The sequence below is a fragment of the Streptococcus mitis genome, assembly GCF_009496285.1.
In the GTDB taxonomy this organism is placed as follows: domain Bacteria; phylum Bacillota; class Bacilli; order Lactobacillales; family Streptococcaceae; genus Streptococcus; species Streptococcus mitis_BP.
The window spans coordinates 1-12,463 of sequence record NZ_WIJK01000035.1; the positions used below are offsets into that span (position 1 = coordinate 1).

The following is a 12,463-nucleotide window of genomic DNA, read 5'->3' on the forward strand; positions in this document are numbered from 1 at the left end:
TTTCGGAACTTTGACAACTTTAAGAAACGAATTTTCATCGCTCTGAATATAAAAATGAAGAGGACATCAATTGTCCTCTCCAGATGTTAGTTTTTATTCAACCCACTACAGTTGACAATGAGCCAAAAAAACAAAAAGGAAAGCATCTCATGAAAAGATGTTTTCCTTTTATTGTATAAGTTATCGAATAGAGTTATCTTAAATTCAGAAAGGTTCAAAATGATATTTGATGAATAATGATACTCTACATTTTAACGATTTTATTAGTTATTTTCAACTTGTTCACTATATTTTGGTCTTAGTGTGGTTCCTGAATTGATAATAGTGCGTTTTTGAACTAAAGGCAATTCTGTACGATTATAAACTGTTCTCCAAGGTTCCCAAGCAAGACCTGTTTTTTCTTGAATTTTTACGCGAAGATTGCGAACATTTCCTCTAAATTGTAGTTCAGTTTGGAAACCAGCAGTTCTATTTTTTCCATTATCTTCCCATTCACGAGAGCGGATGCTTTCAATTCCATTTTCGTCATATGTGACTTCGTCCCAGTAAACGTAGTAACGAGCGACATATCCACCCTTATGTTGCAAATTGAGATAGCCATTCTTGTAAGAGGTAATTTTAGTTTCAATATAATCAGTACTGTTTTGGATTGTTGCAACTTGATTATCTCTTAAAAAGGCAGTTTTATAAGAAATAGGGACTGCAGGATTTTGTGTACTAAAATTAGCTCCTTCTTGAATTAATTTCTTGAGATCTTCAGGTGTTCCAGTAACTACTCGAGCAGCGCCATCAGCGTTACCGCCAACAATAACAGCTGTTACAGAAGTATTTTTCAAAACACGAGCCCATTCAGATTCAGGGTTAATAGGCACCCCTTTAATGACAGCATTTATAGCTGCTTTAAGTTCTGTACTTGTACTTGTTGTTTCAAATTTAACATACATTTGACGGCCATAAGACATACTAGAAACATAAACAGGAGGTGTTTGTTCATCCAAGCCACGATCTTGTAAATCGTTGACTGTTACATTATCACCAAAGACATCTCCAGGATTTTTTGGTGCATCAAAGTTAGCGGTAAAGTAAATTTGTTTAAAGTCGACAACTTCAATTTGTTTTTCACCTTTTTGTGCAGCTTCAAAGTCAATTTTTAAATCAACCCCAATTTTTTCAAAGTTGCTACCAAATTTTGCTTTTAGTTGATTCATACTATATGCTGAAGTAGAATCGTATTGCATACGAGCAGGTGCAGGATTACTTGATGCATAATTTGCATTCCATCTATTTACCAGAGTGTTAATTCCTTCCTGCATACCACTGACTGTTGTGTTTGCATCAGTATAGCTATCTGATCCAGCCATTCCTGGAAGGTCCACGCTGATTCTACCCTGTTTTCTATCAATACTAACAAGTTGAGGTTTATTTTCTAATAACCCTTGATCTGCTCGGAACAAAGCGCCTAAGAAGATGTCGCTATTACCGTTAATTGAAACATCAGCTGAATTATTAGAAATACTCTTTTTCACTTTTTCAATTACAACAAACTCATTCCCTTGTTGTTTTGAAGATGTATTTGAATAATTTTCGATTGCTTCACCTCTACGAGTTAAAATATCAATTTTGTTGTAGTTTAATCCGAAAAGATATTTATTCAAGTCCTTATCTGCCTGATTAGTAGATCTCATGAGGTTTTCCATAACATCTGCTTTTGGTGCTTCAGTTACAGTAGTGGCATCTTTTTCTTCGGTTTTTGAATTGAGGTTTGGAGTACTTTCTTGTTCGTTTACTGTAGGTTCTGTTTTTGGATTAGAACTACTTGAAATTGAGGGTTCAGTAGCTTTTACAGTATTATTTTGAATAATCGAAGCTGTACTTAATAAAAAAGTTGCAATAACTACACCACAGACACCAATGCTACGTTTTCGGATAGAATAACGAAAACCTTTTTCAAGATTATTTTGAATCATATAAAGCTCCTAGTTTATTATTTCATTTTATTATCTCTTGAATGCGCTTTCTCGGGATAAAAATATTCTAGCAGAAATAAAAATCTTATGCAATCGTTTTCTGCGGAAATTAGACATATCTTTATATATGTTTAATTTTGTTTCGAAGATTTTAGCTTTTTAGTGTAATTTTTCTTTACTTGAGAATTCACCTATGATAATCCACTCATGCAGCTGATCCGTCATACAATTGAATACATGAAGAATCAGAAAAGTATAGGGAGGGGAGTTCTTGATAATCTCTCTATTAGTCGTGAAAATGTGGCAGAAATCGTACGAGTAACGCCCTCTTATAAATTAGCTGCTCGTGCTAAGATTATCAGACTAAATCAAACCAAACCTCTTCGTCATGCATACTTTCGAGAGTACAGAAAATTGCAAGAGCTTTGCCTGATGATCCTAAATAGAGAAAAGCATGGTTTAGGATATCAAGAGCAAAAAATCCATGGTATTCTTTTTGATGCTGCTTGGCTTTGGTAAGAGTATGTTCATACTTTGTTGCTAAAAGAGTTCATCCATCCACGAAATAAGGATAAGACGGACGGTATTTCGGTATTTTCTGATCGTAAACGAAAAGTTTTCCCAGATTTTTATAATAGAGAACTAAGAACAGTTTTAGATGCTAAATATATAGTCAATTGAACCTAAAACAGTACATAATGTGGTATAATCTTCTTATGGCATATTCATTAGATTTTCGTAAAAAAGTTCTCGCTTATTGTGAGCGAACAGGTAGTATAACAGAAGCATCACACATTTTCCAAATCTCACGTAATACCATTTATTGCTGGTTAAAGCTAAAAGAGAAAACAGGAGAGCTAAACCATCAAGTAAAAGGAACAAAACCAAGAAAGGTTGATAGAGATAGACTTAAAAACTATCTTACTGACAATCCAGACGCTTATTTGACTGAAATAGCTTCTGAATTTGGCTGTCATCCAACTACTATCCACTATGCTCTCAAAGCTATGGGATACACTCGAAAAAAAAGAACCACACCTACTATGAACAAGACCCAGAAAAAGTAGCTTTATTTCTTAAAAAATTTAATAGTTTAAAGCATCTAGCACCTGTTTATATTGATGAAATAGGATTCGATACTTATTTTTATCAAGAATATGGTCGCTCATTAAAAGGTCAGTTGATAAGAGGTAAAATATCTGGAAGAAGATATCAGAGGATCTCACTGGTTGCAGGGCTAACAAATGGTGAGTTAATCGCTCCAATGACTTACGAAGAGACGATGACGAGCGACTTTTTTGAAGCTTGGTTTCAGAAGTTTCTCTTACCAACATTAAACACACCATCAGTTATTATTATGGATAATGCAAGATTCCATAGAATGGGTAAGCTAGAGCTCTTATGTGAAGAATTTGGGCATAAACTTTTACCACTTCCTCCCTACTCACCTGAGTACAATCCTATTGAGAAAACATGGGCTCATATCAAAAAGGTATTACCAAGTTGTAATACTTTTTTCGAGGCTTTTTTATCCTATTCTTGTTTCAATTGACTATAAAAAACTAGAATTTACTGAAAAAGGAATTAACCGTGAGGACTTGTTCCAGCTGATTTCTTATTCTTATATTTTAGAAGCTGAGCAGGCTGGTCTTGTTTTTCCAAGCGAGGACAAGGTTGTTGATAATGAGATAGGAAAGCTAGCAGGTTATGGAGCCCAGTTGAAAAAATGGTCTATCCAAATTCCTGGACAAGCCGAAAGTTATGAAGATTTTGTCAGGAGGATTGAGTCCTCTGAAAAAGTCTTTATCGAAAATCTAGGTAAGTGTTTGAAAGGTAAGACAAATACAGGGTGAATGTCTACTTATTATCTAAATCAAGAATTATAAACACGAACATTATTTGTTTTCGGTCATTACAATTGACAAAAAACGGACATTATTGTAAACTTGTTAGAGTAATTGTCTGGAAAAGACGAGACTATTCCTAACTTTAGGAAGGTCTAAACAAGAGAAATGAGAGAAATATGTTAAACGAATTTCCGATCTTTGACTATGAAGATATTCAGCTAATCCCTAACAAGTGTGTTCTTAAAAGTCGTGCAGAGGCTGACACGCAGGTAACTTTAGGGAAGCATACCTTTAAATTACCAGTTGTTCCTTCCAATATGCAAACAATCCTAGATGAAAATGTTGCTGAACAACTTGCTAAGGGTGGCTATTTCTATATTATGCATCGTTTTGATGAAGAAGGACGCATTCCTTTTGTCAAACGTATGCACGATCAGGGTTTGATTGCTTCAATCTCAGTAGGTGTTAAAGACTACGAGTATGATTTTGTGAGTCAATTAAAGGAAGATGCCCCAGAGTACATCACTATTGATATTGCTCATGGTCATGCGGACAGCGTGATTTCAATGATTCAGCACATCAAGAAAGAATTGCCAGAGACTTTTGTAATCGCTGGTAACGTTGGGACTCCCGAGGCAGTTCGTGAACTTGAAAATGCTGGTGCGGATGCGACTAAGGTTGGAATCGGTCCAGGGAAGGTTTGTATCACCAAGGTCAAGACAGGTTTTGGTACTGGTGGTTGGCAGTTAGCGGCCCTTCGCTGGTGTGCTAAAGCTGCGCGTAAACCGATTATTGCCGATGGTGGTATCCGTACACACGGAGATATTGCCAAGTCAATCCGCTTTGGTGCAAGTATGGTTATGATTGGTTCTTTATTTGCAGGCCATATAGAAAGCCCTGGTAAAACTGTCGAAGTCGATGGTAAACAATTTAAAGAATACTATGGTTCCGCTTCAGAATACCAAAAAGGTGCCTATAAGAATGTCGAAGGTAAGAAAATTCTTCTTCCTGCCAAAGGACATTTACAAGATACCCTAACTGAGATGGAACAAGATTTGCAAAGTTCGATTTCTTATGCTGGAGGTCGAAAGGTAGCTGATCTTAGACATGTAGATTATGTGATTGTGAAGAACTCTATCTGGAATGGAGATGCTCACTAAAAATATGATTACTTATTTATGCTGCGAATTGGCGTGGCGTTTCTACAAGGTACCGTAAATACCTAACAATGAGTAAGCTGCAGAGATATAAGGATAGGTGTTGAATCTATTTCTTTGTTTCCCAGAGGCTTACTTGGTAAGTCTCTTTTTATTTCGGAGGTTATTGTGAAATTATTAGAAGAACGAATTTTAAAGGACGGAAACGTTCTTGGTGAGAATATTCTTAAGGTGGATTCTTTCTTGACTCACCAAGTTGATTACAAGTTGATGCGCGAGATTGGTCGCACCTTTGCAGAACATTTTAAAAATGCTGGTATTACCAAAGTCGTAACCATTGAGGCATCTGGAATTGCCCCAGCCCTTTATGTGGCAGAACAGTTAGATGTACCCATGATTTTTGCTAAGAAGGCAAAAAATATTACTATGAATGAAGGAATTTTGACTGCTGAAGTTTATTCTTTCACTAAACAAGTAACTAGTACCGTGTCCATTGCAGGTAAGTTCTTATCTCCTCAAGATAAAGTATTGATTATTGATGATTTCTTGGCTAATGGTCAAGCAGCTAAAGGTTTGATTCAGATCATTGAACAGGCTGGTGCTAGAGTTGAAGCTATCGGAATTGTGATTGAAAAATCTTTCCAAGATGGTCGTGAACTGCTAGAAAAATCAGGTCATCAAGTAGTATCACTCGCGCGATTAGAGCGTTTTGAAAATGGAAAAGTTATCTTCAAGGAGGCAGATATCTAATGAAGCAACAGGAAAACCACTCACAGGCAGCCGTTCTTGGTTTGCAACATTTGTTAGCCATGTACTCAGGTTCAATCCTGGTACCAATCATGATTGCAAGTGCTTTAGGGTATTCAGCTCAACAGTTGACCTACCTTATTTCAACAGATATCTTTATGTGTGGGGTTGCAACTCTTTTACAATTGCAACTCAATAAACATTTTGGTGTCGGTCTGCCTATTGTTCTTGGGGTAGCCTTCCAGTCTGTTGCTCCTCTTATCATGATCGGTCAGAGTCATGGTAGTGGTGCTATGTTTGGAGCTTTGATTGCTTCAGGGATTTATGTCATCTTAATTTCAGGTATCTTCTCTAAGGTTGCCAATCTTTTCCCTGCTATCGTAACTGGTTCTGTTATCACAACTATCGGATTGACCTTGATTCCAGTTGCTATTGGAAATATGGGAAATAATGTTGAAAAACCTACTGGACAAAGTTTAGCTTTGGCAATGATTACAGTTCTCATTATTCTTTTGGTTAATATTTTTACAAAAGGATTTATCAAATCTATTTCAATTTTGATTGGTTTGATTGTAGGTACCATTATCGCTGCAACAATGGGTTTGGTTGATTTCTCACCGGTAGCAGAAGCTCCACTCGTTCATATCCCAACTCCATTTTACTTTGGTGCTCCACAGTTTGAGATTTCATCTATTGTCATGATGTGTATTATCGCTACTGTATCTATGGTAGAATCAACTGGTGTTTATCTTGCCCTTTCTGATATTACCAAGGATCCAATCGATAGCACTCGTCTCCGCAATGGTTATCGTGCTGAAGGTCTTGCTGTCTTACTTGGTGGACTTTTCAATACCTTCCCTTATACAGGATTTTCACAAAACGTAGGCTTGGTGAAACTTTCAGGTATTCGTACTCGTTTGCCAATCTACTATGCAGCTGGTTTCCTTATCTTACTTGGTCTTTTGCCTAAGTTCGGTGCCTTGGCACAGATTATTCCAAGCCCTGTTCTTGGTGGAGCTATGCTCGTCATGTTTGGTTTTGTTTCGCTACAAGGGATGCAAATCTTGGCGCGTGTAGACTTCGAACACAATGAACACAACTTCCTCATTGCAGCAGTTTCTATTTCTGCTGGAGTGGGATTAAACGGAAGCAATCTCTTCAATACTTTACCGACTGAATTACAAATGTTCTTCTCAAATGGTATTGTCATTGCAAGTACAGTAGCCATCGTCTTGAATGCTATTTTGAATCGTAAAAAATAAAAATAAATGAGAAGCGATAGAAATATCCTTCTCATTTTCTTTTTTAGAGCTTGAGTATTGTTTATAGAGTCCTTTTTATGGTAAAATGGTTCTATGAATGAAAGAATGAAAGAGCTCGTTGAACTGCTCAATCGCTATGCGACAGAGTACTATACAAGTGATAATCCATCTGTATCTGATAGTGAGTATGACCGTCTTTATCGTGAATTGGTAGAGTTAGAAAAAGCTCATCCTGACCAAGTTTTACCAGAAAGTCCGACACATCGTGTAGGTGGAAAGATTCTTGATGGGTTTGAGAAATATAGTCATCAGTATCCTCTCTATAGTTTGCAGGATGCTTTTTCACGTGAAGAACTGGATGCCTTTGATGCGCGTGTTCGTAAAGAATTGGATGATGTCACTTATATCTGTGAGTTGAAGATTGATGGTTTATCGATTTCCTTGACTTATGAGCAGGGAATTTTTGTTACTGGGGCAACTCGCGGTGATGGCTCCATCGGTGAAAACATCACTGAAAATCTTAAACGAGTGAAAGACATTCCTTTATCATTACCAGAAAAATTAGATATTACTGTTCGTGGTGAATGTTATATGCCGAGAGCTTCTTTTGACCAGGTCAATCAATCTCGTCAAGAAAATGGGGAGCCAGAATTTGCTAACCCAAGAAATGCGGCTGCAGGAACACTTCGTCAGTTAGATACAGCAGTAGTAGCCAAACGTAATCTTGCAACCTTCCTTTATCAGGAAGCTAGTCCTTCAACTCGGGATAGTCAAGAGAAGGTTTTGAAACATTTAGAACAATTAGGCTTTGTGGTTAATCAAAGACGTCTATTAGCTCATAGTATGGATGAGGTTTGGGTGTTTATTCAAGAAATTGGTCGAGAAAGAGATCAATTGCCTTATGATATCGATGGAGTTGTGATTAAGGTCAATGATCTAGCTGGTCAGGAGCAACTAGGATTTACAGTCAAAGCACCTAAATGGGCAGTCGCTTATAAATTCCCAGCAGAAGAAAAAGAAGCGAAAATTCTTTCTGTTGACTGGACTGTTGGCCGTACAGGAGTTGTGACTCCGACTGCTAATCTTACTCCAGTGCAACTTGCAGGTACAACTGTAAGTCGTGCAACCCTTCATAATGTTGACTATATCGCTGAAAAGGATATCCGTAAGGATGACACAGTCATTGTCTATAAGGCAGGGGACATCATTCCAGCTGTTCTACGAGTGGTAGAATCCAAGCGAGTGTCAGAGGAAAGACTAGATATTCCAACAAACTGTCCAAGTTGTGACAGTAAGCTTTTACATTTTGAAGATGAGGTTGCCCTTCGTTGTATCAATCCGCGATGCCCTGCTCAAATCAAGGAAGGCTTGACGCACTTCGCATCGCGTGATGCTATGAATATTTCTGGCCTTGGTCCATCAATCGTTGAGAAACTATTTGCAGCCGATTTGGTTAAGGATGTTGCAGATATTTATCGTTTGACTGTTGAAGATTTGCTCTTGCTGGATGGTATCAAGGAAAAATCTGCTCAAAAGCTCTACCAGGCTATTCAAGCATCCAAAGAAAATTCTGCTGAAAAACTCTTGTTTGGTTTGGGGATTCGTCATGTAGGAAGTAAGGCAAGTCAGTTACTTTTACAAAACTTCCACTCAATCGAATCACTAGCACAAGCCAATCCTGAAGAAATTGCAAGTATCGAAAGTTTGGGAAGTGTCATTGCCCAAAGCCTACAGACCTATTTTGCTACAGAGGGTTCTGAAATCCTTTTAAGGGAATTGAAAGAATCAGGTGTTAATCTAGACTACAAAGGACAGACAGTTGTAGCAAATGCAGCCTTGTCTGGTTTAACTGTCGTATTGACAGGAAAGCTAGAGCGTCTTAATCGCTCAGAAGCTAAAAATAAATTAGAAAGTCTAGGAGCCAAGGTTACTGGTAGTGTGTCGAAAAAAACAGACCTTGTTGTAGCAGGAGAAGATGCAGGAAGCAAGCTCCAAAAAGCACAAGAACTGGGAATAGAGATTCGTGATGAAGCTTGGCTTGAGAGTTTGTAAGCTATGAAAGAAGAAAAAAAACGCGCACGTCTCATTTATAATCCGACCTCAGGCCAGGAAATTATCAAGCAAAATATCGCAGAAGTTCTAGAAGTGTTAGAGAGTATAGGCTATGAAACAAGTGCTTTTCAGACCAAACCTGAATACTTATCAGCCCAGAAAGAAGCAGAAAGAGCTGCAAAAGCTGGATTTGATTTGGTTTTGGTAGCTGGTGGCGATGGTACTATCAATGAAGTGGTTAATGGAATTGCACCTCTGGAACATCGTCCAAAGATAGCCATCATTCCTACTGGAACTACCAATGATTATGCAAGAGCATTGAAAATCCCTATGGGGGATCCAGTTGCTGCAGCGAAGATCATTGCTAAAAATGAAACCAAGCAAATTGATATTGGTCGTGCCTTTGGTGATAAGTATTTCATCAATATTGCTGCGGCAGGAGCTCTTACGGAGTTAACTTTTAGTGTTCCGAGTGAACTAAAGACGCGTTTGGGTTATCTGGCCTACGTTGCTAAAGGCTTCGAGATGTTTCCAAAATCCAAAGCCCGTCCTGTTCGTATTTACCATGATTGGGGAATTTTTACAGGAGAAGTTTCTCTTGTCTTTGTTGCCTTGACCAATTCTATCGGTGGATTTGAGCAATTCGCACCTGATACCAAACTGGATGATGGCAATTTCACGCTTATTCTGGTAAAGACGGATAAAATACTAGATATGTTGAGTTTGCTAGTTCAGGCCATGAACGGAGGCCAACACGTGTCAGATGTCAATGTTGAATACCTTAAAACGAGTAAACTCCGAATTGAAACTTTGGATCAGGAAGAGCCTTTTATGCTTAATCTTGATGGAGAATACGGTGGCGACACACCAGTAGATTTGGAAGTATGTCATAATCACATTGAGTTTTTTGTGAATCGTGAGGCACTTGATCAAGAAATTATTAGTAACATATAAAATCAAATTTAATTTAGAAATTAGGGAGAAACATGTACAATTATCCTGTACTTATTCATTACCATCGTAAGGATGAAGCCTATGATGCTTGCAGTTTCAGTAAAAAGCCTGTGGATTCAGTAGAGCTTATCAAAGAAGAAGAATATTTTGGAGCTAAATTTTCACTGACTCAACCTGGTGAAGTGGTACTTGAGACCATGACTTTTACTGTTGAAAAAGATGGTGTCAGCAAAGAATATCCTATTCGCTTCAATTATTATCCGCTTTTGACAGAGGTTTGGATTTTGGATGGAGATGATACTGTTTATTATTCTGAAAATCCAGCCATTGCAAGTCCCCACTATAAAGACCAAAATCCTTTTGCCTTCGACAAGGCTATTAATAGTGCTAGTTTTGACCATCACTGGGGTTATCAAGGAGACTTGGGATGTCAGGTTACTGAAACTGAAACAAGCTTTAGCCTATGGGCACCAACAGCTACAGCTGTCCAAGTAGTAGTCTATGAATCTGCAAGCAATGACGCCCCTATCCTTAAAACTTTTGAAATGGAGCGTGGAAATAGTTATTCCTATAGCCACAAGTATAATACCATTGGAGTTTGGGGTTTAACAGTCCCAGAAAGCCTAGCAGGACGTGCCTACCACTACCAGATTGATTTTCCTCATCACCAGTCATTAACTCGTGATCCTTACACCATTGCAACGAGTCCTGATGGAAAACGTTCAGCCATTGTCTCAAATCAAGATCGTCATGTCGAAGGTTTTGAGGTTAAGCATGGTACAGAAGCAACTTGGCGCTTGGAAAATCCTTGCCAGGCTGTAGTCTATGAAATGCATATCCGTGATTTGACTAAGTCTGAAACTTCTGGTGTTACACCAGAATTAAGAGGGACCTTTTTAGGTGCAGCGCAAACTGGAACGGTCAACCAATTTGGTCAGTCAACTGCGTTTGACTACATCAAAGAACTTGGTGTCAACTATGTTCAGCTACAACCAATCGCTGACCGTCATAAAGAATATGAAGCTAATGGAAATGTAACTTATAACTGGGGATATGATCCACAAAACTACAATGCTCCAGAAACTAGCATGTCTACCAATCCAAATGATCCAGGTCAAGCTATCCGTGATTTGAAAGCAATGGTCCAAGCTTATCACGATGCTGGTATCGGTGTTATTATGGATGTTGTTTACAATCACACCTTCTCAACGGTGGATGCGCCATTTCAAACAACGGTTCCTGATTATTATTATCGAATGAACCATGACGGAACCTATCAAAATGGAACAGGAGTCGGTAACGAAACTGCCAGTGAGCATGAAATGTTCCGTAAATATATGATTGATTCTCTTCTCTACTGGGTAAAAGAATTCAATATTGACGGTTTCCGCTTTGACTTGATGGGAATCCATGATGTCAAAACTATGCAGATGATTCGTTGGGCTATGGACGAAGTCGATCCTAAAATCATCCTTTATGGAGAAGGATGGGATATGGGAACTGGTCTTGCTCCTTATGATAAGGCTAAGAAAGATAACGCCTACCAGTTGCCAAACATTGGATTCTTTAATGATAATCAACGTGATGCGGTCAAAGGTTGTGAAGTCTATGGCTCTATCAAATCTGGTTTCGTCAGTGGTGCTGGAACTGAGCCGATCGTCGCAAAGGCTATCCTTGGAAGCCGAGAGCTGGGTTCTTACCTCAGCCCCAATCAGGTTCTTAACTATGTAGAAGCCCACGATAACTACAATTTGCATGATTTGCTTAAAACCCTTCATCCAACGGAGAGTGGAAAACGTATCATGAAGAAAGTAGAAACAGCGACAGCCATGAACCTTCTCATGCAAGGGATGGCCTTCATGGAGTTGGGGCAAGAGTTTGGCCGTACCAAGCTTGTAGCTACAGGAGAAAATGGCGAGTTGACTCACGCAGATCGTGAGCGAGCTATGAATAGTTACAATGCTCCTGATAGCGTCAACCAAGTCAACTGGGATTTGATCAATGAGCGTCAAGATAGTATCGAGTTTGTTCGTCAGATTATCCGACTTAAAACACAAACCAATGCCTTTTCATACCCTACTTATGAAGAAGTCTACCGTCATGTATTTGTTCATACAGCCATTGAAAATAGTGGTTGGATTGTCTACGAGATTCAGGGAATTGAAGAGCACTTCTTGGTTGTATTCAATGCTAAAGGGGCTTCCTATTACTATGAAAATGCAGGAAACCTAGAAATGTTAGTAACTAATAGCCGTTCTAACCAAGAAAATGTTATTGACGACGTCAGTGTGGCAGTCTTGAATGTTTTATCCTAAAAAATAACCCAAAACTCAAGATTTATGCTTGAGTTTCAGAACGAAGACAAACGTCATTTTTGGTGTTTGTCTTTTTCTGTTTTCAAAAATATTTTGTCTCATCATCTGATATTCCATTCAAAAATCGAATTTAGAACAAAATAAAAAGGGATATTCTCTATC

Annotated in this window: 9 protein-coding genes, 1 pseudogene and 1 riboswitch; of the genes and pseudogenes, 9 read left to right on the top strand and 1 reads right to left on the bottom strand. The window is 38.4% G+C overall.

Annotation, left to right across the window (positions count from 1 at the left end; genetic code table 11):
- Positions 1 to 263: 263 nt before the first annotated feature.
- Complete coding sequence (locus GEZ89_RS09025; RefSeq protein ID WP_153225765.1) at positions 264 to 1,967, bottom strand: thiol-activated cytolysin family protein; 1,704 nt, start codon at positions 1,965 to 1,967, stop codon at positions 264 to 266.
- A gap of 183 nt (positions 1,968 to 2,150) precedes the next feature.
- On the opposite strand from GEZ89_RS09025, the pseudogene GEZ89_RS09030 reads away from it, so the two are divergent.
- From GEZ89_RS09030 to pulA, 9 genes and pseudogenes are all read left to right on the top strand, one after another.
- Positions 2,151 to 2,636, top strand: a pseudogene (locus GEZ89_RS09030) (5-methylcytosine restriction system specificity protein McrC); the annotation flags it as partial.
- A 47-nt stretch (positions 2,637 to 2,683) separates the two neighbouring features.
- Positions 2,684 to 3,519, top strand: a protein-coding gene (locus GEZ89_RS09035) for an IS630 family transposase (protein ID WP_153225766.1) whose coding sequence is annotated in 2 segments (ribosomal slippage) — positions 2,684 to 3,002 and positions 3,002 to 3,519 — 837 coding nt in all. Because the reading frame shifts where the segments join, the coding sequence is not laid out codon by codon here.
- Positions 3,431 to 3,820, top strand: a complete 390-nt coding sequence (locus GEZ89_RS09040) for a 5-methylcytosine restriction system specificity protein McrC (RefSeq protein WP_228113888.1) — start codon at positions 3,431 to 3,433, stop codon at positions 3,818 to 3,820. Before GEZ89_RS09035 ends, GEZ89_RS09040 begins: the two co-directional genes overlap by 89 nt.
- 170 nt (positions 3,821 to 3,990) lie before the next feature.
- Entirely contained in the window at positions 3,991 to 4,974 is a 984-nt protein-coding gene (gene guaC / locus GEZ89_RS09045) for a GMP reductase (RefSeq protein ID WP_153225767.1), read from the top strand.
- Positions 4,967 to 5,063, top strand: a riboswitch (purine riboswitch). Its footprint overlaps the gene before it by 8 nt.
- A gap of 76 nt (positions 5,064 to 5,139) precedes the next feature.
- A complete protein-coding gene (locus tag GEZ89_RS09050) occupies positions 5,140 to 5,721 on the top strand; it encodes a xanthine phosphoribosyltransferase (RefSeq protein WP_311522742.1) in 582 nt (193 codons plus the stop codon).
- Entirely contained in the window at positions 5,721 to 6,980 is a 1,260-nt protein-coding gene (locus GEZ89_RS09055; RefSeq protein ID WP_153225769.1) for a nucleobase:cation symporter-2 family protein, read from the top strand. Before GEZ89_RS09050 ends, GEZ89_RS09055 begins: the two co-directional genes overlap by 1 nt.
- A gap of 93 nt (positions 6,981 to 7,073) precedes the next feature.
- Positions 7,074 to 9,032 (top strand): NAD-dependent DNA ligase LigA, encoded by a 1,959-nt coding sequence (gene ligA, locus GEZ89_RS09060; RefSeq protein WP_153225770.1) that lies wholly within the window; start codon positions 7,074 to 7,076, stop codon positions 9,030 to 9,032.
- Positions 9,033 to 9,035: 3 nt separating this feature from the next.
- On the top strand, positions 9,036 to 9,986 hold the full coding sequence (locus GEZ89_RS09065) for a diacylglycerol kinase family lipid kinase (RefSeq protein ID WP_153225771.1): 951 nt from the start codon (positions 9,036 to 9,038) through the stop codon (positions 9,984 to 9,986).
- Positions 9,987 to 10,018: 32 nt separating this feature from the next.
- Positions 10,019 to 12,301 (top strand): type I pullulanase, encoded by a 2,283-nt coding sequence (gene pulA, locus GEZ89_RS09070; protein WP_153225772.1) that lies wholly within the window; start codon positions 10,019 to 10,021, stop codon positions 12,299 to 12,301.
- Positions 12,302 to 12,463: the final 162 nt, after the last annotated feature.

Bases quoted from the DNA above. Each gene is read 5' to 3' on its own strand.
- GEZ89_RS09025 (WP_153225765.1), bottom strand. From the start codon at position 1,967: ATGATTCAAAATAATCTTGAAAAAGGTTTTCGTTATTCTATCCGAAAA.
- guaC (WP_153225767.1), top strand. From the start codon at position 3,991: ATGTTAAACGAATTTCCGATCTTTGACTATGAAGATATTCAGCTAATC.
- GEZ89_RS09055 (WP_153225769.1), top strand. From the start codon at position 5,721: ATGAAGCAACAGGAAAACCACTCACAGGCAGCCGTTCTTGGTTTGCAA.
- ligA (WP_153225770.1), top strand. From the start codon at position 7,074: ATGAATGAAAGAATGAAAGAGCTCGTTGAACTGCTCAATCGCTATGCG.
- GEZ89_RS09065 (WP_153225771.1), top strand. From the start codon at position 9,036: ATGAAAGAAGAAAAAAAACGCGCACGTCTCATTTATAATCCGACCTCA.
- pulA (WP_153225772.1), top strand. From the start codon at position 10,019: ATGTACAATTATCCTGTACTTATTCATTACCATCGTAAGGATGAAGCC.